Origin of the sequence: Streptomyces sp. S.PB5 (genome assembly GCF_030403745.1) — a bacterium.
Classification (GTDB): Bacteria; Actinomycetota; Actinomycetes; order Streptomycetales; family Streptomycetaceae; genus Streptomyces.
In genome coordinates, this window is record NZ_JAQMWP010000029.1 from 19,879 (window position 1) to 41,672 (window position 21,794).

21 protein-coding genes and 1 pseudogene are annotated in these 21,794 nt (G+C 71.0%); 7 read left to right on the forward strand and 15 right to left on the reverse strand.

Features of this window, described 5'->3' with window-relative positions:
- Nucleotides 1–12: 12 nt before the first annotated feature.
- Together PH203_RS49865 and PH203_RS44630 are read right to left on the reverse strand one after the other, a co-directional pair.
- Nucleotides 13–120: pseudogene (locus PH203_RS49865) on the reverse strand (DUF397 domain-containing protein); the annotation flags it as partial.
- Nucleotides 71–1,000, reverse strand: coding sequence for a helix-turn-helix transcriptional regulator (locus PH203_RS44630; RefSeq protein ID WP_354671318.1), 930 nt, complete (start codon nucleotides 998–1,000; stop codon nucleotides 71–73). The pseudogene PH203_RS49865 and the gene PH203_RS44630, both read right to left, overlap by 50 nt.
- 216 nt (nucleotides 1,001–1,216) lie before the next feature.
- Between PH203_RS44630 and PH203_RS44635 the strand changes: the two genes are divergently transcribed.
- On the forward strand, nucleotides 1,217–1,759 hold the full coding sequence (locus PH203_RS44635; RefSeq protein WP_289928168.1) for a hypothetical protein: 543 nt from the start codon (nucleotides 1,217–1,219) through the stop codon (nucleotides 1,757–1,759).
- On the opposite strand, the gene PH203_RS44640 is transcribed toward PH203_RS44635, so the two are convergent.
- Nucleotides 1,746–2,063 (reverse strand): helix-turn-helix transcriptional regulator, encoded by a 318-nt coding sequence (locus tag PH203_RS44640; protein WP_289928169.1) that lies wholly within the window; start codon nucleotides 2,061–2,063, stop codon nucleotides 1,746–1,748. The genes PH203_RS44635 and PH203_RS44640 overlap by 14 nt on opposite strands.
- 111 nt (nucleotides 2,064–2,174) lie before the next feature.
- Between PH203_RS44640 and PH203_RS44645 the strand changes: the two genes are divergently transcribed.
- Entirely contained in the window at nucleotides 2,175–3,149 is a 975-nt protein-coding gene (locus PH203_RS44645) for a zinc-binding dehydrogenase (protein ID WP_289928282.1), read from the forward strand.
- A 54-nt stretch (nucleotides 3,150–3,203) separates the two neighbouring features.
- Here PH203_RS44645 and PH203_RS44650 read toward each other — a convergent pair whose 3' ends face one another.
- On the reverse strand, nucleotides 3,204–4,373 hold the full coding sequence (locus tag PH203_RS44650) for a PASTA domain-containing protein (protein WP_289928172.1): 1,170 nt from the start codon (nucleotides 4,371–4,373) through the stop codon (nucleotides 3,204–3,206).
- 163 nt (nucleotides 4,374–4,536) lie between these two features.
- Between PH203_RS44650 and PH203_RS44655 the strand changes: the two genes are divergently transcribed.
- Nucleotides 4,537–4,917 (forward strand): response regulator, encoded by a 381-nt coding sequence (locus PH203_RS44655; RefSeq protein ID WP_289928175.1) that lies wholly within the window; start codon nucleotides 4,537–4,539, stop codon nucleotides 4,915–4,917.
- Nucleotides 4,918–4,925: 8 nt separating this feature from the next.
- Here PH203_RS44655 and PH203_RS44660 read toward each other — a convergent pair whose 3' ends face one another.
- Together PH203_RS44660 and PH203_RS44665 are read right to left on the reverse strand one after the other, a co-directional pair.
- Nucleotides 4,926–5,612 (reverse strand): response regulator transcription factor, encoded by a 687-nt coding sequence (locus PH203_RS44660; RefSeq protein ID WP_289928176.1) that lies wholly within the window; start codon nucleotides 5,610–5,612, stop codon nucleotides 4,926–4,928.
- Between the two features lie 8 nt (nucleotides 5,613–5,620).
- On the reverse strand, nucleotides 5,621–7,360 hold the full coding sequence (locus PH203_RS44665) for an ATP-binding protein (protein ID WP_289928177.1): 1,740 nt from the start codon (nucleotides 7,358–7,360) through the stop codon (nucleotides 5,621–5,623).
- A 139-nt stretch (nucleotides 7,361–7,499) separates the two neighbouring features.
- Between PH203_RS44665 and argG the strand changes: the two genes are divergently transcribed.
- Nucleotides 7,500–8,954 (forward strand): argininosuccinate synthase, encoded by a 1,455-nt coding sequence (gene argG, locus PH203_RS44670; RefSeq protein ID WP_289928178.1) that lies wholly within the window; start codon nucleotides 7,500–7,502, stop codon nucleotides 8,952–8,954.
- Between the two features lie 108 nt (nucleotides 8,955–9,062).
- On the opposite strand, the gene PH203_RS44675 is transcribed toward argG, so the two are convergent.
- Together PH203_RS44675 and PH203_RS44680 are read right to left on the reverse strand one after the other, a co-directional pair.
- Nucleotides 9,063–10,430: a cytochrome P450 gene (locus tag PH203_RS44675; RefSeq protein WP_289928179.1), complete on the reverse strand. Its 1,368-nt coding sequence runs from the start codon at nucleotides 10,428–10,430 to the stop codon at nucleotides 9,063–9,065.
- Between the two features lie 175 nt (nucleotides 10,431–10,605).
- Nucleotides 10,606–12,750, reverse strand: a complete 2,145-nt coding sequence (locus PH203_RS44680; RefSeq protein WP_289928180.1) for an MMPL family transporter — start codon at nucleotides 12,748–12,750, stop codon at nucleotides 10,606–10,608.
- Between the two features lie 115 nt (nucleotides 12,751–12,865).
- On the opposite strand from PH203_RS44680, the gene PH203_RS44685 reads away from it, so the two are divergent.
- Nucleotides 12,866–13,651, forward strand: coding sequence for a BTAD domain-containing putative transcriptional regulator (locus PH203_RS44685; protein ID WP_289928183.1), 786 nt, complete (start codon nucleotides 12,866–12,868; stop codon nucleotides 13,649–13,651).
- Between the two features lie 41 nt (nucleotides 13,652–13,692).
- Here the strand turns inward: PH203_RS44685 and PH203_RS44690 are convergent, their stop codons facing one another.
- Nucleotides 13,693–14,952, reverse strand: coding sequence for a PucR family transcriptional regulator (locus PH203_RS44690; protein WP_289928184.1), 1,260 nt, complete (start codon nucleotides 14,950–14,952; stop codon nucleotides 13,693–13,695).
- A gap of 111 nt (nucleotides 14,953–15,063) precedes the next feature.
- Here PH203_RS44690 and PH203_RS44695 point away from each other — a divergent pair, with 111 nt between their 5' ends.
- Together PH203_RS44695 and PH203_RS44700 are read left to right on the forward strand one after the other, a co-directional pair.
- The gene (locus PH203_RS44695) at nucleotides 15,064–15,507 is read left to right on the forward strand and encodes a nucleoside deaminase (protein ID WP_289928186.1); all 444 of its coding nucleotides are present in this window, start codon (nucleotides 15,064–15,066) and stop codon (nucleotides 15,505–15,507) included.
- On the forward strand, nucleotides 15,488–16,477 hold the full coding sequence (locus PH203_RS44700) for a 2-oxoglutarate and iron-dependent oxygenase domain-containing protein (protein ID WP_289928188.1): 990 nt from the start codon (nucleotides 15,488–15,490) through the stop codon (nucleotides 16,475–16,477). The genes PH203_RS44695 and PH203_RS44700 overlap by 20 nt, the downstream gene beginning before the upstream one ends.
- 12 nt (nucleotides 16,478–16,489) lie before the next feature.
- Here the strand turns inward: PH203_RS44700 and PH203_RS44705 are convergent, their stop codons facing one another.
- The 6 genes from PH203_RS44705 to PH203_RS44730 all read right to left on the reverse strand — a co-directional run bounded on the left by PH203_RS44705 (nucleotide 16,490) and on the right by PH203_RS44730 (nucleotide 21,794).
- Nucleotides 16,490–16,774 (reverse strand): hypothetical protein, encoded by a 285-nt coding sequence (locus PH203_RS44705; RefSeq protein WP_289928190.1) that lies wholly within the window; start codon nucleotides 16,772–16,774, stop codon nucleotides 16,490–16,492.
- Between the two features lie 109 nt (nucleotides 16,775–16,883).
- Nucleotides 16,884–17,282: an SRPBCC domain-containing protein gene (locus PH203_RS44710; RefSeq protein WP_289928193.1), complete on the reverse strand. Its 399-nt coding sequence runs from the start codon at nucleotides 17,280–17,282 to the stop codon at nucleotides 16,884–16,886.
- 43 nt (nucleotides 17,283–17,325) lie between these two features.
- Nucleotides 17,326–18,252: a CU044_5270 family protein gene (locus PH203_RS44715; protein WP_289928196.1), complete on the reverse strand. Its 927-nt coding sequence runs from the start codon at nucleotides 18,250–18,252 to the stop codon at nucleotides 17,326–17,328.
- Nucleotides 18,249–18,863: an RNA polymerase sigma factor gene (locus tag PH203_RS44720; RefSeq protein ID WP_289928197.1), complete on the reverse strand. Its 615-nt coding sequence runs from the start codon at nucleotides 18,861–18,863 to the stop codon at nucleotides 18,249–18,251. Before PH203_RS44720 ends, PH203_RS44715 begins: the two co-directional genes overlap by 4 nt.
- Before the next feature lie 79 nt (nucleotides 18,864–18,942).
- Nucleotides 18,943–20,097 (reverse strand): c-type cytochrome biogenesis protein CcsB, encoded by a 1,155-nt coding sequence (gene ccsB / locus PH203_RS44725; RefSeq protein ID WP_289928198.1) that lies wholly within the window; start codon nucleotides 20,095–20,097, stop codon nucleotides 18,943–18,945.
- On the reverse strand, nucleotides 20,094–21,794 hold the full coding sequence (locus tag PH203_RS44730; RefSeq protein ID WP_289928199.1) for a cytochrome c biogenesis protein ResB: 1,701 nt from the start codon (nucleotides 21,792–21,794) through the stop codon (nucleotides 20,094–20,096). The genes ccsB and PH203_RS44730 overlap by 4 nt, the downstream gene beginning before the upstream one ends.

Below are 21,794 nucleotides of genomic sequence, written 5' to 3' on the forward strand. Positions count from 1 at the left end.
CGGCACGAAGGTTCAGATGGCCGAGGTGAAGGCTTCCCAGGCGGTGCGGCTGACGACCAGGACGGGGCCGTCAGGGTTCTTGCTGTCGCGGACGGGGACGGCGACGGACGTGAACTCGGGGGCGATTTCGAGGCAGTCGCCGCCGTTGCTGTCGCTGTAGCTGCTCTTGATCCAGGTCGCCGCGCTGAGGTCGTGCCTGTTCATGATGCTCGTACCCCTCCATCACGTCGCTGATCAGAGCGGCGGACTCACGGGCTGACGGGATGTCGGCCCTGAACACATCATAGGTCCGGCTGAAGCGGGCGTAGACGGCTGGATCGTTGTTGAAGTGGCCACGATCCAGCGACTCCGAGTACACCCATCGGTCGTCGGGCAGTTCGATCAGCGACATGGAGCCCCAGGGGCGAACGAGCCCGAAGAGACCGGCCGGAGCCACCTGAATACGGATGTTGGGGCGCCGCCCAACGCTCAGCAGGTGCGCGCACTGTTCACGCATGACCTCCGGGCTCCCGACCGCGTTGCGCAGACAGCTCTCGTCCAGGACAGCGACGTACAACGGGCCGTCGTCGGCGAGGAAGCGCGGTTGGCGGCTGAGTCGGGCCCGGACACGCTTCTCGACCTCATCGCTGCTCGTGTCCCGTGCGAACAGGGCATGCGCGTAACCCGGCGTCTGCAACAGGCCTGGCATCACTCGCTCTTGATAAGCCCGCAGCGCCACCGCCTTTGCGTCCATGTCAGCCCGCCGCTGGAACCAATCCGGATGCTCCACCTGCGGATACCAATCCACCTTCCCCCACAACTTCGCCAACGCCCCACCCGTACCCAGGATTTCGTCGCACCTCTTCGCGAACGACTCCTGCGGCACCCGCGTCCCCGCCTCCACCCTGGCCACAAAGGACCGGTCGCACGGGATCTGCTTGGCCAGCGCCTCCTGCGTCAGCAGCGCACCCTCGCGGAAGTGCCGCAGCAGTTCTCCGAAGAACTCGGCATTGGTGGTCATACGACACCGTCCCCCTCCGTGACAGGCACCCGTGGCACGCGTCGAGCGTTGAAACGGTCCGTTCCCGTGCGCGACGCTCGATACACCCAGAGTCACGAAAGGAACGCTCATGGAACCGGGAGCGATCGTCTACGACCCCCAGACGCGCAAAGTCGGCGAATTCCGCGACAGGACAGGTCCGTACGCGATGCTCCGCCCCCTCGGCGGCGGCCGGGAGTGGGAGGCGGACCCGGCGGCCGCCCCCTCGGCGGCGGCCGGGAGTGGGAGGCGGACCCGGCGCGTATCCGCCCGGCCACCCGCGAGGAACGGCTCAGCGCGGGCGTCCGTGCCGCCAACTCCCGTTCCGTGACAGCGGAAGAGCTGACGCAGCCGCCGGTCCCGTTCGCCGACTGCGCGACCTGCGAGGTGCTGTCCACCCTCCGCGCGACGGCCCGCGCCGCCGCCGACGCGACCTCGGAGACCGACGCGAACGTCCTGCTGCGCCGCCACCAGCGTGAGGCGCACGCGAGCGGCCCGCACACCCGCCGTATCTTCCGGTTCGTCCCGTACTCGATCGTGCAGGACGCGACCGCCGAGCCCGTCTACGAGGCCCTGTGCGTCTCCGGCGACGAGTCCGACTGCGGGGCGGGGTCAGGTCCGTGCCGCCACCCGTCCGAGGTGGAGGATTGGCAGCGCAGACACACACAGGAGACCCGGCATCTGCGGTATCGCCGTACGTTCGCGGACTACGCGGCGCTCAGTCCCCTCAGTCCCCTCTGAGGACCAGCTCCAGCAATCCCGGGAACCGCGCCTCGAACTCCGCCCGCCGCAGCCGGTTGACCCGCCGGGGGCCTTCGTCCCGCTGCTCCACCAGCCCTGCCGCCCGCAGCACCGCGAAGTGGTGACTCTTGGCCGCCTTGCCGACCGGCACGTCGAAGGTGCCGCAGCTGCGGGTCCAGTCCTCGGAGGCGGCCAACTCCCTTACCAGCTGGGCCCGTACAGGGTCGGCGAGGGCGGCGAGGGCCGAGAGCACGGGCACGTCGTCGGGGTGCGTGTGCTCGGGGGCGGCGCGGTGGCTCGTCATGGCGTCCTCACGTCCTCGCGTCTCCTCTTGCCGCTTGCCGAGTGTTCGATGAAAACCATACACTCGCGAGTGTTCGCTTTTGATTGAACACTCCCCTGGATGAGGTATGCGATGCGCGCGGTCGAGATCAAGGAACACGGCGGTCCCGAGGTACTCCAGGTCGTCGACGTGGACGCCCCCGAGCCCGGCCCCGGCCAGGTGAGCGTCGACGTCTCCTTCGCCGGGATCAACTTCGCCGACCTCAAGGCGAGGGAGACCGGATACCGCGTGCCGTCCCTCCCCTTCCGGCCGGGTCTCGAGGTCTCCGGACACGTGCGGGCCCTCGGCGTCGGCGTCACCGGCCTCACCGTCGGACAGGAGGTCGCCGCCCTCACCGCCGGGGGCGGGTACGCCGAGGTCGCCCTCGCCGACGCCGCCACCGTCTTCCCGGTCCCCTCCGGCATCGACCTGCGTACCGCCGCGACACTGCCGACCGTGCTGCCGACGTCGTACGCACTCATCCACTCCGTGGGCCGGGTCCAGCCGGGCGAGAGGGTCCTCGTGCAAGGCGCGGCGGGCGGCATCGGGACCGTCGCGGGACAGCTGGCCAAGGCGGCCGGGGCCACCGTCCTCGGGGTGGTGTCCAGTGCGGGGAAGGCCGGGTTCGCGAAGGAGCACGGCGGGTACGACGAGGTCTTCGTCGGCGACTTCGAGAAGGCCGTACGGGAGAGCACCGACGGCCGGGGCGTCGACCTCGCCCTCGACCCCGTCGGCGGTGACGCCTTCCACGCCTCGCTCTCCGCCCTCGCCCCCTTCGGACGCCTGGTCTCCTTCGGCAACGCGAGCGGCGCGGCCGCCTGGAGCGTCGGACAGCCCGAGCTCTTCCCGTACGGCGTGACCGTCGGCGGCTTCTCCATCCTCACCCTCGCGCAGACCGTCCCGGACGAGCTGCGGGCGCTGACCGAGCGGGCGTTCGCGAAAGTGGCGGAGGGCAAGGTCACCCTGCCGGTCACCGCCGAGTTCGAGTTGGAGGAGGCGGCGGAGGCGCACCGGCTGATGGGGGCGCGGACGAGTACGGGGAAGTTGTTGTTGCGGGTGGCGGGCTAGGCGACAGAGCCGGGCGCCGGTGCCCTCGCACGGCACCGGCGCCCGCTCCCGGCGTCACCCGCCGTCGGCCGTACCGCCGAAGAGTCCACCCGAGTCGGACGCACCGGCGTCTGCACCGGCGTCCGCTCCGGCTCCCCCGCTCTCGGCGGTGCCGCCCGTCCCTTCGCCCCCGCTGTCCCCCGGCGTGGGTTCCCCGGTCCCGGTGCCTGCGCTCGCCACGGTCAGTGTCACCAGGGAGTCGGCCGGGGCCTCGGTCCCTGGCTCCGGGCTCTGTCCGACGACCGTGCCGGGCGTGGCCGCGTCGGTCACCTCCTCGGTCCAGGTGACCTGGAACCCCCGGTCCTCCAGAGCGACTTGAGCGTCACCGAGGGGCAGGTCCTGTACGTCCGGCACCGTGGCCACCTCGGCCGTAGGCGTGGACGTGGGCGAGTCGGAGGGTGCGACGGACGGGCCACCGATGTCCGGCGCCACCGGCAGGACCTCGTCCTCGGTGCCGTCGGTGCCCGCCTCGCGGGCAAGGCCGGCGTCCGGGTCCTCGACGTCGACGAGCTGGAAGACCTCGACCGGGTCGTCCTCCGGCGCCGCCTTGACCTTGGCGACCTTCTCCGAGTCGTACGACGGCCACTTCTTGTTCCGGGCGTCGAACTCCACCTTGGCGTCGTCGACGTCGTCCTTGAACGAGGCCAGCGGGTTGCCGCAGCTGCACTGCACCGCGGGCCGCCCCAACTGGTCGACCAGAACGGCGATTCCCGCCTCCAGGAGGGCGTCGAAGGCCTTCCGCTTGCCCTTCTTCTTGTCGAAGTCGTGGTTCTTGACCAGCGTGTCGGCACGCAGCAGGACCGGCGTCAGCTTCTTCACGAAGCCCCTGATCTCGCCGACGTCGTCCAGGCCCTCGACCTCGGCCCACTCCTTGGCCTTGTCCCGGTTCTCCGGCTTCTCGAGGAACTCGACGAGCTTCGCCTTGTCGCAGTAGCCGGCGTCCCGGGTACCCCCGTACAGACCCGGGTCGCCGCCACCGACCTCCCCCGCGATGTAGTCCATCGCCGCACCGATGGCGATGTCGGTGCCGAGCCTCACAAAGAAGGGCGCCGGGGTCATCACTCCGCGCGCGACGGCCCGCACGGCGACCTTGTCGCCCGGGCACTTTGCGGCCAGCATGCCCAGGACGGCCAGGACCAGCGCGAGCGCGATGACCGTACGCCCCCTCCCCCGTATGCGTTTCATGGTCTTCCTTCTGGCTCCTTCCCCGTCGCCGGTCGGCGAACGGTCCCGCCAGTGTGGGCGTCCGGCGGGGCGGGCACATCGTGGTCCGCACGGGGATCCGCGGGGCACGGATCCCCGTGCCCGCACGGATGACGGGCCGGTCGCCGGCGATGACCATGAGCCCATGCCGCGCACCGTGCTGATCATCGACGACGACCCTGGATTCAGAGCCGTCGCACGGGCGTTGCTGGAGGCGGACGGCGACTTCGCGGCGGCGGAGGCGGGTTCGGGGGCCGAGGCGCTCGCCGCCGTCGTGACACAGCCGCCGGACGCCGTGCTCCTGGACATCGGGCTGTCGGACGGGGAGGACGGGGACGGCTTCGAGGACGGTTTCGCCGTCTGCCGGGCCCTGCACGGGGTGGCTCCGGCGACGGCGGTCGTGCTGTGTTCGGCACGCGAGGCCGAGTTGTACGGAGAGCGGATCGCCCGGTCCCCGGCGGTGGGGTTCCTCGCGAAGGAACGGCTGTCGGCGGCGGCACTGACACGGCTGGTCGCGCCGCCGTAGGCATCGGTTCAGTCGTCGGAGGACAGATACATCAGCACCGCGCGCACCCGGCGGTCGTACATCTCCTTGGCCTCGGGCCTGAGGCCGAGCTTGTCGAAGACGGTGTTGACGTGGTCCTCCACCGTCCTCTTGCTGATCGACAGTCTCGCCGCGAGGGCGGAGTTGGACAGTCCGCGCGCCATGAGTTCGAGCACCTTCAGCTGCTGGTCGGTCAGGGCGGCCAGCCGGTCGCGGCGACGCGGGGTGCGGTAGAGGGCGCGCTGGATCTCCCCGTCGATGGCGTACCGGCCCGCCCCGACCTCGTCCACGACCTCGGTGACGAAGTCCGCTCCGGTGACCCGTGACTTGAGCTGGTAGCCGACGCCTCCGGCGGCGGCCGCGGGTCCGGCCTCCAGGAGCTGACGCAGATGGGTCAGCTCCATGTCCTTGGACAGCAGCAGGATGCCCACCGACGGATGGGCGCGGCGGATCTCCACGGCCGCCTGTAACCCTTCCAGGGTGTGCGTGGGCGGCATTCTGATGTCGACCACGGCGAGGTCGGGCAGGGTGTCGGCGACCGCCTCCCGCAGCCCGCGCGCGTCCCCGGCCCGCTCGGTGATCTCGTGGCCCTCGTCCTCCAGGATGATCGCGAGTCCCCGCAGGTAGACGGGGTCGTCGTCGGCCAGCACGATGCGCAGGGGCCGCGGGGGTCTCATGTCGGCCGTCATACCGGCTCGTCCCTCTCGCTCAGGGCCCTGGTGGGCAGGGTCACGGCGACGACCGTGCCCTCGCCGGAGCGGGAGCGGACGGTCAGTCTGCCGTCGTACGCGGAGACCCGGTGGCGCAGCCCGAGCAGTCCGGTGCCGCCGTCCGCCGGGTCCGCGCCGCCGATGCCGTCGTCGGTGACGCTCAGGCTCAGTACTCCGTCGGCGTGGTGGAGGTCGACGTGGATGGTGCGGGCCCCGGCGTGCTTGAGCACGTTGCTGACCGCCTCCTTCACGACGTAGTACGCGGTGAGTTCGACGGGCTCGGGCAGCTTGGGCAGTCCGTCGGCGCGCAGGTCGACGGGCAGGGGCAGGTCGGCGGTCAGCGAGCGCAGGGCCGGAACCAGCCCGGCCTCGCTCAGCACCACGGGGTGGATGCCGCGGGCCGCCACGCGCAGTTCGGCGTGCCCCTGCTCCAACGTGGCGAGGGCGTCGTCCAGCATCCCGGCCAGCTCGGGGCCGCTCACCTCGCGGTCCAACCGGCGGCGGGCGATGCGCAGTTGGAGGCCCAGGTTGATGAACTTCTGCTGAGCCCCGTCGTGCAGGGCCCGCTCCACCTCGCGGCGCTGCTCGTCGCCGGCCTCGATGACGCGGCGACGGGAGGCGCGCAGTTCGGTGACCAGGGCCTGGTTGTCGAGTTCCAGCGCGGCGGCGGACACGACCGCTTCCAGGACGTAGCGGTCCTCCCTGAGCGCCGGATCGTGGACGAGGACGCCGACCCGCCGCCCGTCGCGCTCCAGGACGCTCGTCCACTGGCCGGGCCCGGCGGTCAGGGGCCTGCCGTCGGTGTCGACGTAACCGTCCCCGTCGGGGGCGGGAAGGCCCAGCCGGAGCGACTCGTCGTCGAGTGTCCTGGCGAGTTCGTCGCGCAGGTGAGCGCGGGAGGCGAGCGGCAGTCGGCGCAGCAGTTCGGCCACGGCGGTGCGGCCCAGCCGGATCCGCCACACGCCGGCGAGAAAGGCGAGCGGCAGGCACAGGACCGACAGATGCGCGGCCGCCAGGAGCACGGGGTGCGACCACGCGCGGTCGGCGCCGAGCGCCGCGTCGAGCCCGGAGGCCAGGCCGCCGGTCAGGCCGACGGTGAGCAGCGGCGCGAGTTCGCGGCGGTACGGCCGGGATGCCTTCACCCAGCGCCACAGCAGTACGGCGACCACGGCCGCGCTGACGACGAGCTGTACCGCGTCGGTCAGTTGCCGAAGCCACGGCACGGGGTGCACGAGCAGCAGGTTCTCGGTCACCGACGCGTGGAAGAACACGCCGACCGGCTGAAGGACGAAGGCGACCGCACAGCCGACGGCCAGCAGCGTCCGGTCGGCGACGGCGGCGACCGTGCCGTCGTCCTCGCGGCTGCGCAGACGGCCGTACGGAAAGACCAGCAGGAGCGGGATCAGGAAGCCGGTGGACGCGGAGCGCAGGAACAGGCCGACGGTGTGCGTCAGCGGGTCGGTGGAGATCTGGAGGTCCTCCGCGAACCAGCCGAAGCCGACGAGCAGCATCAGCAGCCCGACCGCGTTGCCGGGCCGCCGCAGCCGCGCGAGCAGGCCGGCCCCGAGGTACAGCCCGCCGACCGCTCCCGAGAAGAGCGTCGTGGTGGAGTCGTCGTGCCGGTCGGGTGCGGTGACGACCAGGACGTAGATTCCGAACGCCGTGCCGGCCGTGGCGAGGAGGAGCGCGGTGCGCTGCGGGGACGGGCCTGCCATAACCGCCTCCCCCGTGACGGCCGTTCACGTGCGCTTCCGTTTCCTCACGGTACGCGATCGGCCGACTTCCGTACGGAGTTTTCCGTGCGAATCCATTCGGGCATTTGCATGACCATGCATGGCCATGCATAATCTTCCTATGTCCAAGGTCCTCACCTCCCTGCCCGCCGGCGAGCGCGTCGGCATCGCCTTCTCGGGCGGCCTCGACACCTCCGTCGCGGTCGCGTGGATGCGTGACAAGGGCGCCGTCCCGTGCACGTACACGGCCGACATCGGCCAGTACGACGAGCCCGACATCGCCTCGGTGCCCGGCCGCGCCAAGACCTACGGCGCCGAGATCGCGCGCCTGGTCGACTGCCGCGCCGCGCTGGTCGAGGAGGGCCTGGCCGCGCTGACCTGCGGCGCGTTCCACATCCGCTCGGGCGGGCGGGCGTACTTCAACACCACCCCCCTCGGCCGTGCCGTCACCGGCACGCTGCTGGTGCGGGCGATGCTGGAGGACGACGTCCAGATCTGGGGCGACGGCTCGACGTACAAGGGCAACGACATCGAGCGGTTCTACCGCTACGGCCTGCTCGCCAACCCCCACCTCAGGATCTACAAGCCCTGGCTGGACGCGGCGTTCGTGACCGAGCTCGGCGGCCGCAAGGAGATGTCCGAGTGGCTGGTCGCCCACCAGTTGCCCTACCGGGACTCCACGGAGAAGGCGTACTCCACCGACGCCAACATCTGGGGCGCCACGCACGAGGCGAAGACCCTGGAGCACCTCGACACCGGCCTCGAGACCGTCGAGCCGATCATGGGCGTCAAGTTCTGGGACCCGTCGGTCGAGATCGCCACCGAGGACGTGACGATCGGCTTCGAGCAGGGCCGCCCGGTCACCATCAACGGCAAGGAGTTCGCCTCCGCCGTCGACCTGGTCCTGGAGGCCAACGCCATCGGCGGCCGGCACGGCCTGGGCATGTCCGACCAGATCGAGAACCGGATCATCGAGGCCAAGAGCCGCGGTATCTACGAGGCCCCCGGCATGGCCCTGCTCCACGCCGCCTACGAGCGCCTCGTCAACGCCATCCACAACGAGGACACCCTCGCCCAGTACCACAACGAGGGCCGCCGCCTCGGCCGCCTCATGTACGAGGGCCGCTGGCTGGACCCGCAGGCGCTGATGATCCGCGAGTCGCTCCAGCGCTGGGTCGGCGCGGCGGTCACCGGTGAGGTCACCCTGCGCCTGCGCCGGGGCGAGGACTACTCGATCCTCGACACGACCGGCCCCGCCTTCAGCTACCACCCCGACAAGCTGTCGATGGAGCGCACCGAGGACTCGGCCTTCGGACCGGTCGACCGCATCGGCCAGCTCACCATGCGCAACCTCGACATCGCCGACTCCCGCGCCAAGCTGGAGCAGTACGCGGGCCTCGGCCTCATCGGCACCGGCAGCCCCACCATCGGCGCCTCCCAGGCGGCGGCGACGGGCCTGATCGGCACGATGCCGGAGCTGTCCGAGGGCGGCGCCGAGGCCATCGCCTCCCGCGGCGAGGTCTCCGAGGAGGACGCGCTGCTGGACCGCGCGGCGATGGAGTCCGGCACGGACTGACGGTCGTACGCAGCAAGCCGGAGGAAGGCCGGCCCCGCATACCGGGGCCGGCCTTCCGGCGTCTGCCGTCTGGCGTCCGGCGTCCGGCGTCCGGCGAGGAGTGGGCCCCTAGAGACCCGCCCCCGCCCGGGAACGCTCCCGGGGCCGGACGGTCATCCGCAGGGCACGCGGCCGTACGGTGAGCCGGGCGACCTGGCGGACGACCTGGCCCTCGGCGAGCTCCAGCCGTACCGAACGCAGCATCGTGGCGAGGGCCGTGACCATCTCGGTGGTGGCCAGCCGGTCCCCCATGCACCTGTGCTTGCCGTCCCCGAAGGGCAGGAACGCGCCCGGGGGAAGCGTCTGCGCGGTGTCGATCCACCGGTCCGGGTGGAAGGTGAGCGGGTCGGGGAAGCGGGCGGGGTCGCGGTGCAGGGCGTGCTGGCAGTAGGCCAGTTCGGTGCCGGCGGGCAGCGTCCACTCGCCGAGCCGGGTCTCCTCCATGGTGCGGCGGGTGACCAGCCAGCCGGGGTGGTGCAGCCGCAGGGTCTCGGTGATGACCCGGTTCAGATACGGCAGGCGGGGCACGTCGTCGAAGGTGACCGGCCGTTCGCCGAGGACCTCGTCCAGCTCGGCCAGGATCCGGGCCTCGATCTCGGGGTGGCGGGCGAGTTCGTACAGCGTCCAGGACAGCACCGACGCGGTGGTCTCGGTGCCCGCCACGGCCAGGGTGAAGATCTCGGAGCTGATCTGGTGTCCGGTCAGCGGCCGGCCGGTCTCCTCGTCGACGGCACGCAGCAGCATGGAGAGCATGTCCCCGGTGTCGTGCCCGGAGGCCTGCAGTTCGTCGACGGCGGTGTTGATGGTGGCGCGCACACCGGCCCGGGCCCGGTCGAAGCGGCGGTTGAAGGGCAGCGGCAGCCGCTCGGCCCAGTCGGGCAGCATCATGCGCACGCCGACGCCGTTCATCACCACCGACAGGTTGCTGCGCAGCCGGTGGAAGATGGCGTCGTCGAGGCTGCCGGCGAACACCGTCTTGGCCAGCATGTCGAGGCTGAGCCCGACCATCGCCTCGCGTACGTCGAGGGGCCGTCCGCGCTCCCAGGCGGCGACCGTGGCCGTCACCTCGGCGCGCATGAGGTCGACGTACCGGCTGATCTCGGTGTGGGCGAACGCCGGTTGCAGCTGACGCCGTTTGCGCACATGGTTGCGGCCGGTGGCGGTGACAACGCTGTCACCCAGCAGCTGGCCCAGCTTGTCGTAGAGCCGGCCCTTGTCGAGGCTCGGACCGAGGGCCTTGAGCATCTGGTGGATCAGGGCCGGGTCCTGGACGACGATCGTGCGGGTCCCCGGCTGCAGGACGATCTCGACGAGGGGTTCCCGCGTCTCGCGCAGGGAGTCGATGAAGCCGAGGTTGTCGCGCATCTTCAACGCGTGGCCGATGAGCGGAAACGATCCTGCGGCTCGGGGTATGGGGGGAGGCGCAGTGGACGTCACGGGGTCATCCCTTCAGGGAAGTCATAGGCGCCCTAATCACTTCCCTGAACTCTCCCCAGTGCAATCCTGGCATGAACGTGTCGTGCGCCACGTGTGATGACGACCGGCCTCAGGCCACCGTCCGCAGCCCGCCCCGCGCCTCTCCCCCGCCCCGGACGTCAGCCGGGCGCGGACATCACACGTACTCGCCCCGGAGGACGTCGTCGTCCTCCCTGACCCGCAGCCGCCGCAGCCGCTTGGGCGCCCACCAGTTCGCGCGCCCCGCGAGCCGCATGGTCACCGGCAGCAGCACGACCCGGATGAGGGTGGCGTCGACGAGGATCGTCAGGGCCGTCCCGATGCCGAGCTCCTTGAGGAAGACGACGCCTCCGGAGGCGTACGACAGGAAGGACAGCGCCAGGATCCCGGCCGCGGCGGTGATGAGCGGCGCGCTGCGCCGAACGCCCTCCGCCACCGCGAGCTCGGTGTCGCCGGTCCGCTCGTGCTCCTCCTTGATGCGGGCCAGCAGGAACACCTCGTAGTCCATGGAGAGCCCGTAGGTCACGCAGAACATCAGGACCGGGATGCTCGGCTCGATGGAGCCGGTCGCGGTGAAGCCGAGGAGTCCCGACAGGTGTCCGTCCTGGAAGACCCAGACCAGACAGCCGAACATGACCGAGAGGCTGAGCAGGTTGAGCACGGTCGCCTTGAGGGGCAACAACACGCTGCCGGTCATCAGGAAGAGGATCAGGTAGGTCACCACCAGCACCAGACCCACGGCGAACGGCAGTCGGTCCAGGAGGGTGGCGCGGAAGTCGGTGGTCTCGCCCGGGTAGCCGCCGATCAGGGCGGGGGCCGGGGCGGCGGTGTCCCGGATGCGTTCGACGAAGGCGGGGACGTCGCCGTACATCGCCTGCTGGGTGGGTACGACGGCCAGGCGCGCGCGTCCGTCGGATGCCGTCAGCCGGTCCTGGCCGGGGGCTCCGATACGCCGGCCGTCGCGGTAGGCGCCGCCGGGTGCGTCGACCTGGTACACGCCCGGGAGGCGGGAGAGCCGGGCGGCGTACGCGCGCGTTTCGGCGGGTTCGGTCAGGACGACCTGGACGGTGTCGGTGGGTTCGGCGGCGAACTCGCGGTGGACGGTCTCGGAGGTGGTGCGTGAGGACGTGCCCGCGGGGAGGGTGCGTTCGTCGGGCAGGCCGAAGCGCAGGCCCAGCAGGGGTGCGGCGGCGACGAGGAGGACCGTGAGGACTCCGGCACCGGCCAGGAGCGGGCGGCGCATGGCCGCAAGGGCGGTGCGGTGCCAGAAGCCCGAGGCCGGTGCGGTGGGCCGTTCCACGCGGTGGCCCCAGCGGGCCAGCGCGGCCGGCAGGAAGAGCACGGCTCCGGCGACCGCGCTGAGGACGACGAGGACACCGGCGTAGGCGAACGAGCTCAGGAAGAAGAACGGGAACACCAGCAGCGCGCACAGCGACACGGCGACGGTGATCCCGCTGAACACCACCGTGCGGCCGGCGGCGGCGGTCGCCGTGAGGACGGCCGCCTCCCGGTCCCGGCCGGCGCCGCGCTCCTCGCGGTAACGGTTGATGACGAACAGGCTGTAGTCCACGCCCAGTCCGAGGCCGAGCACGAGGGCCAGGTTCGCGGCGAACGTCGACACCTCGGTGAACTGGGCGAGCAGGCGCAGGCCCGCGAGTGTGCCGATGACGGAGAACAGACCGACCGCCACGGTCAGCAGGGCGGCCGTGGTGCGCCGGTAGACCAGGATCAGCAGGAGCAGCACGACCGGCAGGGCGAAGGCCTCCGCGCGCAGGAAGTCGGCACGGGCCTGTTCACCCACCTGCCGGGAGATCTCCTCCTGTCCTCCGACCCGGACATCGAGTTCAGGAGTGGTGCGGGTCAACTCCGGGGAGAGGGACGCCAGTTGCTTGCGCGTCTCGGTGGCGTCGCCGTCCAGGTGAGCGAGGATCAGGGCGCGCCGCCCGTCCTCACTGCGCAGGGCGGGGCTGCCCGCGTCCCAGTAAGAGGTCACGTCCGTGACGCGCGGCAACTGCGCTGCCTCGGCGACGAGTTCCCGTGCGGCCCGTTCGGTGCGCGCACTGTCCACGTCCCCGTCGCGGGCCGTGACGAGGAGGGCGAGATTGGGGTTCCCGGTGCGGAAGTCGTCGCGCAGCAGGTCGCCGGCGCGCACGGACTCGGTGCCGGGAGAGCTCCAGCGCGAGAGGTCGAGGTCCTCCTGGGCGCCCGCTCCGTAGGCGCCGAGGCCGAGCAGGACGAGAAGCGCGCCGATCAGTACGGCGCGACTGCGCCGCACCGCCAGTCGGCCGAGCCGGGTGAGCATGGGGCGGCCCTTCCAGAGGAGTCGGGGTCCGGGTGACCGGACCACCGTCCGCCCGCCCGCTGGAAGGCCCGCTGGAAGATCCACTGGAACGCGACGGCGGCGTTACGCTCGACGCATGGGTGAGGGGACTGCCGGAACCGTCCGCTTCGAACTGCTGGGCCCGCTGCGGGCGTTGCGCGACGGCGTCGAGGTGCCGCTGGGCCCGCCGAAGCAGCGCGCGGTCCTCGCCGTGCTCCTGCTCCAGGAGGGGCGCCCCCTGTCGTACGACGGGCTGGTCGAGGCGGTGTGGGGCGGCGCACCGCCGGTCCATGTGCGCAACCTCGTGCAGAAGTACGTCTCCGGGCTGCGCCGTGCACTCGGGGACGACGTGCTGCTGGAGTGGACCGGCGCGGGATACCGGCTGACCGGGGCCGTCATCGGCGATCTGGCCGAACGCCGGCTCCTGGTCGACGAGGCGCTCGCCGCACGTGACGTCGGCGAGATACAGCGCGCAGTGGAACTGGCGGGCCGGGCGGAGGAGTTGTGGCGCGGCGACTTCGCGGAGGGCCTGCAAGCGCCGGGGCTGGCGGCGGAGCGGCTGCGCTGGACCGAGAAACGGCTCACCGTGCTCGAAGCGCGCCTCGAGGGCGAGATCACCCTCGGCCGGTCTTTCGCGTACCTCCACGAACTGGTCCGCCTCGTGGCGACGCACCCCTTGCGCGAGCGCCTGGTCGAGCTGCTGATGCTCGCCCTGTGCCGCCTGGGCCGCCCCTCTGACGCACTCACCGCCTACGAAGGCGTACGACAACGGCTCGCGGAAGCGATGGGGGCGGACCCGGGACCCGCGCTGCGGTCCCTGCACGCGCGGGTACTGCGCCAGGACCCGGAACTGCTGCCTTCACCCACGGTGCCGGTCGGATGAGCGACCGCCCCACCCCATGACGCGTCGGGCCGTGGCGAGCCTCAGGCCACCGTCCGCAGCCCGCCCGTCGAGGCCGCCTTCGTCCCCCGCACGACCCGGTGCGCACAGGCGGCCGCCAGCAGCTCCCCCAGCAGATCCGGATCCCCGACCTCCAGCCCCAGCAACGACTCGATCCGCTCCAGCCGCTGATAGAGCGACTGCCGCCCTATGTGCAGCAGCGCCGCGGTCCTCGTCGGCGAGCATCCGTTGCGCAGATGCACCTCCAACGTCCGCACAAGATCGCTCCCATGCGCCGCCTCCCACTCCAGCAAGGGCCCCAGCGCATGCTGCACCAGCCGGGCCAGCCGGTCCCGGTTCGCGTCGATCCCGCCCCGCGTCAGCTCCCGCTCCAACGCCAGCGCCCGGGAGGACGTCACCAACGGTCCCTCCGGCGCCCCCGGCTCCGCGGCCGGGACGGTCAACGCCAGCTCCAGCGTCGTACGCGCCGCCCGCAGCGTGTCGCTCCACCGCAGCCACCCGCTCCCCACGGCGACCGCATGCCCGACGGCCACCGTCAGCCCCGGTTCGGCGGAGGCCCGGAACGCCTCCTGAACTCCCCGGATGGGGTCACCGGCCCGGGCCCCGGGCAACGCCACGAGCGCCAGCGCATCCCCCGGGAACACGGCCCGCAGCACCGCCGCCCCGCCCAGCAGCCGTACCGCCCGGTCCACGACCCCCGCATCGCGCGCCCCGTGCACGGACACCCCGATCAGCCGTGCCCCCGGCCCCGGATGGAACCCGGCGAGCGCCGCCCGCGCCTCCACCTCCGGCTGGTTCAACGCCGCCCTGTCCGCGAGATCCGCGAGCAGCGCCGCCGTATGGTCGTCCCCCCACGGCCGTACCACCGCCCGCCCGGACAGCCCCCGCGCCACGATCGCCCGATTGGCGGCCTCGGTGATCCGTACGAAGGGCACGACCCGGTGCATGGCCAGCAGGGGCAGCTCAAGGCGCCGGGCCTCGTCGATCACCTCGGCCGGCATGGCGGGCAGCGACCGGCCGACCTCCACCGCGAGCCCCGCCGCGCCCCGGGCCGCCAGCTCCCGGACGTACCGGCGCCGGACCTCGGCGTCCGGCTCGGTCAGCCCGAAGCCGTTGGTGAGCAGCAGTTCGCCGCCGTCGAGGAAGTTCGCGCCCTCGTAGACCTCGCTGGAGTGGACCCAGCGGACGGGCCGGTCGAGGGCGCCCTCACCGGCGAGCAGCTCCGGCTCGGTCGCGCGGACGGGGTCGAGGGTGAGGACTTCGCGGAGGGTGAGTGCGGGCACGGGAACCTCCAGGGCGCTGACAGTTCCGCCGACAGAACGTCCGGCTGCGGACTGCCGGGAGAGTACTTTCCGCACGTTGCCCTGGTGTTTCGGCCACAGGAGAGTGGACGCATGGACCTTTTCCGTACGTGGCTCACCACCGCCGTCGCGGAGGCCCGCACCGGTCTCGCCGAGGGTGGCATCCCGATCGGCGCCGCGCTCTACGCGGCCGACGGCACCCTGCTGGGCCGCGGCCACAACCGGCGCGTCCAGGACGACGATCCCTCCATGCACGCGGAGACGGCGGCGTTCCGGGCGGCGGGACGGCAGCGGTCGTACCGCGGCACGACGATGGTGACGACCCTCTCGCCCTGCTGGTACTGCTCCGGACTGGTCCGGCAGTTCGGCATCTCCCGGGTGGTGGTCGGAGAGGCGGCCACCTTCCACGGCGGGCACGACTGGCTCGCCGAGCACGGCGTCGAGATCGTCCTGCTGGACGACCCGGAGTGCGTCGAGCTGATGCGTGACTTCATCAAGAACAACCCGGCACTGTGGAATGAGGACATCGGTGAGTGAGCCCCGCATCCCCACGATCGACCTGAGGCGCTGGACCGAGGGCGACCCCGAGACCCGCGCGGCGATCGCCCGCACCCTCGACGCGGCCCTCCAGAGCGCCGGGTTCTTCCTGGTCACCGGGCACGGCGTCGACCCCGCCCTGCGCGCCGGGATCCGGGAGGCGGCCCGGACCTTCTTCCGGATGCCCGTCGACGTCAAGGAGCCCTACACCGCGAAGGTCGGCGGGCGGGGATGGCTCGGCCCGGGCGCCGAGGCCAACGGGTACTCGGAGGGGACCGAGACCCCGCCGGACCTAAAGGAGTCCCTCACCTTCGCGACCCACGACCCCTTCGACGACCCAGTCGTCAACGCCGAGTGGTACGCGCCCAACGTCTGGCCGGCGGAGGTGCCGGAGCTGCGGACCCTGTGCGAGGAGTACCTGGCGCGGATGGGCGAGCTGGAGAACCAGCTCCTCGACCTGCTGGGGGTGGCGTTGGGCCTCGAACACGACTTCTTCTCACGGCACATGGACCACCCCACCTACGGCTTCAACATCAACTGGTACCCGGGGACGGAGGTCATGGGCGACCCCGCACCCGGCCAGTTCCGCATCGGCCCGCACACCGACTTCGGCACGGTGACGATCCTCGACCGGCAGGCGGGCAAGGGCGGACTGCAGGTGTACACAGACCCCGCGGACGGGGGTGGCGGCTGGGAGGACGCGCCCTTCGACCCGGACGCCTTCACGATCAACATCGGTGACCTGATGGCCCGTTGGACCGGCGACCGCTGGCGCTCGGGCCGCCACCGCGTCCTGCCGCCCCCGGCCGACGCCCCCGCCGAGGAGCTGATGTCCCTCGTCTACTTCGGCGAGTGCACTCCGGGAACGCTGGTGGAGTCGGTACCGGCACCGGTCGGGCGGGTGGCGTACGAGCCGGTCGACTCGCATGTGTACCTGCGGGAGAAGCTGGACTCGATCACCGTCGACTGACACCAGGGCGCTCTAGTACCAGACGGTCAGATACCAGCCCGACGGAAACACGGGGACCGGGAGGTAGTGGCAGTCGTAGAGCTCGTAGCCCGAGGCCTGGCCGGCGGCGTCGCACTGCGCGTAGGTCGAGTAGATGCCGATCGTGTGCCAACCCGGCTCCGCGGCCGCGTCCGTTCCGGCGGAGGCCTTCGCGGCTGCCGGCGCCGCGGGGCCTGCCGCGTGGGCCGTCGCGGCCGTGCCCCCCAGGACGAGCGCACTTCCCAGGGCCACAGTCGCCAGAGCACGTCGCATCTGCATGGTGTTCCCCTCTCGGTTCGGTGCAGAGGTTGCATAGGTCGTGCGGAGAATCTCCCGCAAAGCGCTCAATGAACACCGGAGGCCGATTGGAGACCACGGTTGCGCAGTTCTAGCCGAGCGTCTCGACGAGCCTCTCGAACCGGGCCCGCCACCGCGCCTCGGACTCCCCCTCACCCTCGCCCTGGAACTCATGGGTGAAGCGGAGCGCCGTGCCGTCGTCCCCGTCCCGCTCCAGATGGAACCTGACCCGCCCGCCCTCCACCGTGTACTCGGCGACCCGCTCCACGTCCCAGGCGGTGACATGCCCCGACCCCAGCCCGCGCAGCGCGACCGCGCCGCCGAGCCGGGGCTGAAGCACCTCCGCCGCCGTGAACCAGCCCGCGAGCCCGTCCGCCGTGGCCAGCACCGGCCAGACCGTCTCCATGGGGCGCGGGAGCCGCACCAGGAAGTGCAGGATGTGCGTGTTCCCGTGGGTCTGACTGGTGCCCTGTTCGATGGATCCGGTCATGACACCAGCGTGGCCCTTGGGGGGAGGTTCCGCACGTGGTCGGCTACGGGCGCTCGCCGCGCTTGTCCACGACCGTGCGCTCCAGTACGGCGGTCTGTGCGGTGACGTCCCCCTTCTTGGGCCCCCAGGGCAGGTCCTGCACCGCGACCTCCCGCTCACCGAGGTATTCCTTGGTCTTCTTGTCGAAGATCAGCTCGTGGCGCTCCCCGTCCTCGACCCTCGCGACGGCGATCCCGTGCCGTCCCGCCGCGTCCACGGCGTCGTCGATCACGAACACGCCGGAGATCTTCGCGGCCGCGCGGTAGAGGGCGGCGGTCTGCGCGGGCGGCATCAGGGACTCCCGGGCGAGGTCCCCGACCAGGACGAAGTTGGCGTCGTCCTTGTTCTTGCTGCCGTCGCCGCTGACCTCGTTCAGCCACGTGTACACCTTGTCCGGGTCAGTCGGCAGGGTCTGCAGATGGCGGTAGTTGGTGTTGGAGGGTATGCCCGGCGTCGGGGCCTCCAGCAGCATGTCGTCGTGGCCGGCGAACGGTTCGTGCAGCAGCCCCTGTTCCTCGCCGTCGACGGACAGCCACACCTCGCGCTCGTGGATCGGGTCGAGCTTCGCGGGCCCGTCGCCGTCCTGGCTGCTCCAGGCGACCTTGCTCTTGATGTACACGAACTGGTCGTCCCGGATGCCGGCGGGCACCGAGGCGTGCTCGGCGGCGAGCGCGATGTCCTCCAGCAGGGTCGCGGCGGTCTGCGGGGCGGCCGAAGTCGGCTTGGCGACCGGCGGCGCCGACTCCCCCGAACCGGACGGCACGGCGAAGGTGAGCGTCACGGCGGTCACGGCCGCGACGGCTCCGGCGACCAGGGCGGGGCGGAGCCAGACCCTCCGTACTCGGGGTTCCTGCCGGATCTCGGTCATCAGATGCTCCTTGAGCAGTCGGTGACGGCCCGGCGGAAGGTCCTTCTCGGGAAGCTGGTTCATCGGTCTCCCTCCCTCAGGGGCCCGACCGCGTGGGTGCGGTCATCTCTCATCTGTCCGACCGTTCGGGAGAGTTCCATATGTTTCGCGAGCTTTGTCCTCGCGCGCGAGAGCCGGGACCGTACGGTCCCCACCGGCACCCCCAGCGCCTCGGCCGCCGCCTCGTACCCAAGGCCCGACCACACGCACAACGCCAGCACCTCCCGCTCGGCCCGCCGCAGCTTCGCCAACGCGGTCCGTACGACGTCCAGTTGCGCGGCGTCGTCGAGCCGTCCCGCGACCTCGTCGGCGAAGTCCCGTACCGTCTCGTCGCGCGGGAGCCGGGCGACGGCCGCGGCATGGCGGCGGGCCGCGCGCCGGGTGTTGCGCGTGACGTTGGTCGCGATGCCCAGCAGCCACGGCCGCGGCGAGCCGCCTTCCTCGTCGATCCGGTCGCGCAGCCGCCACGCGTCGAGGAAGGTCAGCGAGACGACGTCCTCGGCGGTCGACCACTCCCCGGTGAGCCGGTAGGCATGGTTGTAGACGGAGCGTGCGTACGCGTCGAAGAGGTCACCGAAGGCGTCGTGGTCCCCCGCGCGAATCCGTTTCCGCAAGTTCCGCAGATTCGTGTCCACGCTCCTCCACCTGTCCGTACGACGAAGGCCGGTTCCCGTGACTCACGTCACAGGGAACCGGCCTTCGCCGTACGGCAGTTCAGAACCCGGCGGCCTGCAGGACGCCCAGGCTGACGTCGGCGTAGGAGTGCTTGCCGGAGACGAGGATGTTCACGCCGTAGTAGTTGAACAGCCAGCAGCCGAAGGCGAGCAGGGCCAGGTAGGCGGCCTTGCGGCCCTTCCAGCCGGCGGTGGCGCGGGCGTGCAGGTAACAGGCGTAGGCGACCCAGGTGATGAAGGACCAGGTCTCCTTGGGGTCCCAGCCCCAGTAGCGGCCCCACGCGTCGCCCGCCCAGATCGCGCCCGCGATGATCGTGAACGTCCAGAGGGGGAAGACGGCCGCGTTGACCCGGTACGAGAACTTGTCGAGGGACGACGAGGCGGGCAGCCGCTCCAGGAAGGACGTGGCGAAGCTGCCGGGCTTGCCGCCGTTCGCGAGCTTGTTCTCGTACGAGTCCTTGAAGAGGTACAGGATCGTGCTGACCGCGCCCACGTAGAAGACCGCGCCGCACAGGATCGCCGTGGAGACGTGGATGTACAGCCAGTACGAGTGAAGGGCGGGAACCAACTGGTCGCTGGCGGTGTACAAGGCAGTGACGGCGATGCCGAGATCGAGGAGGACCGTCGTGATCAGGAACAGCCCGAGCCAGCGCACGTTCTTCTTCAGCGCGAGCAGCGTGAGGTACACACCGACGGCGACGGTGGAGAAGGTGATGTTGAACTCGTACATGTTGCCCCACGGGGCCCGCTCCACCGAGGCCGCGCGGGCGATGACCCCACCCAGTTCGATGAGAAACGCGAGCACGGTGAGAGACACGGCGATACGCCCGTAGAGGTCGCCCTGCTCGTCCCCGCCATGCGCCCCGGGCCCGTCCGGCACGTCCCGCTGCCCGGCCGCGGCCCGCACCACGACCTTGGGCCGCTCCAGTACGGCGGTGGAGCCACCCTTCTTCACCGTGACGGCGGGCGCCTTCCCGCTGGCCTTGCCCTTGCCCTCGGCGGTCAGCGCGGCGGCGGTGCGGCCGATCTTGCTGCGGCTGCCGAAGATCCATTCGGTGATGTAGGCGAAGAAGGCCAGCGTGTAGACGGCCATCGCGGAGTAGATCAGCGTGTTGCTGAGGTTCGCGAGATGTTCGTTGGTGGCGGCGGCGAGATTCGTCGCGCCGGCGAGTTCGGTTACGGCGGCGAGAGTCACTTCTCAGGCCTTTCGGCAGGTACGACTTCGGGGTCGGGGGTATCGGTGGAGTCTTCGTCTGGTTCGGGCGCGCCCGGGGCCTGGTCGTACAGGATCCCGGCGAGATCGCCGAGCTCCTCCGGGACCTTCGCGGACTCGCTGCGGCCGAGTCCGGCCATCTCGACGACCGTGACACCGTCGGCGCCCTTGACCGCCCGCACCCAGACTCGGCGGCGCTGGATGAAGAGGGAGGCGGCGAGACCGAAAATCGCGGCGACGGCTCCGGTCAGGGCCCAGCCGCTGGCGGGCTGGCGGGTGACCTGGAAGTTGGCCCACTCGGCGGTGGACTCATAGGTGATCGAGCCGGCGCCGCCGGGGAGCTTCATGGTCTGGCCGGGCTTGAGGTTCTGCCTCTGCTGCTTGCCCTCGGCGTCCTTGAAGCCCTTCATATGCGACTTGTCGAGCTGGTACACGCTCTGCGGGATGCCCGAGTCGACGCCGAGGTCGCCGTGGTAGCTCAGGAGGGTCAGCACCGGGTTGCCGAGCGCCGGGAAGGTGGACGCCGTCTCGCTGCCCTTGGTGTAGGTGGGCAGGAAGAAGGCCTCGAAGCCGAGCTGCTCCCGCTTGCCCTGGGCGTTGCGGTAGCCGTCCATGACCTTGACGACACCGGAGGAGGTGACGTTGTTGTCCAGCGGGAGCAGCGGGACCGCGTCGCGGTAGACGACGTTGCCCTTGCCGTCGCGGACCGTGAGGAGGGGGGCGTAGCCGTGGGCGGTGAGATAGACCTTCGAGTCGCCGATCGCCATCGGCTTGTTGACCTTGATGACGGTCTTCTTGTCCTTGCCGTAGGCACCCACGGCGTAGGTGACCTTGGCCTGGTAAGTGCGGGGGGTGCCGCGGTTGGGGCCGGTCTTCTCGTAGGTGCCCTGGAAGTCGTTCAGGGTGAAGCTGAACGGGTCCAGGTCGTCCTGGGTGAAGAGGGTGCCGGACTTGAAGTCGTCGTACTGCGTCATCGTGTTGGAGAAGCCGTCGCCCTCGACGATCAGCTTGTTGCCCTCCATCTTGAACAGCTGGCCCCAGGCGAAGGCGATCAGCATCACGATGAGGGCGAGATGGAAGGCGAGGTTGCCGACCTCCCGCAGGTATCCCTTCTCGGCGGCGACGTTGTCCCCGGTGAGGTGGGCGCGGAAGTGGCGCTTCTTCAGGAGCGCGAGCGCGGCCTCACGGACCTGCTCGGGCTCGGCCTCGGTACGCCAGGTGGTGTACGCGGGCAGCCGGGTCAGCCGCTTCGGGGCACCCGGCGGGCGGCCGCGCAGCTGACCGACGAACTGCCAGGTGCGGGGCACGATGCAGCCGATGAGGGAGACGAACAGCAGGATGTAGATCGCGGAGAACCACACCGAGCTGTAGACGTGGAAGAGGCCGAGCTTGTCGTAGACGTCCCCGAGGGTGGGGTTGGCCTTGCGGAAGTCGGCGACCTTCGTCTCGTCGGTGCCGGTCTGCGGGATCAGCGAGCCGGGGATCGCGCCGAGCGACAGCAGCAGGAGCAGCAGCAGCGCGACCCGCATCGAGGTGAGCTGCCGCCAGAACCAGCGGGCCCAGCCGATGACGCCCAGCGCGGGCATGCTCAGGCTCTCCTCGGGCGCGGTGGAGAGCTGGGAGCCGGCGGCGCCGAGTTCCTCTTCGGCGGTGGGCGCGTTGGTCGTGGTCTTGCTCAT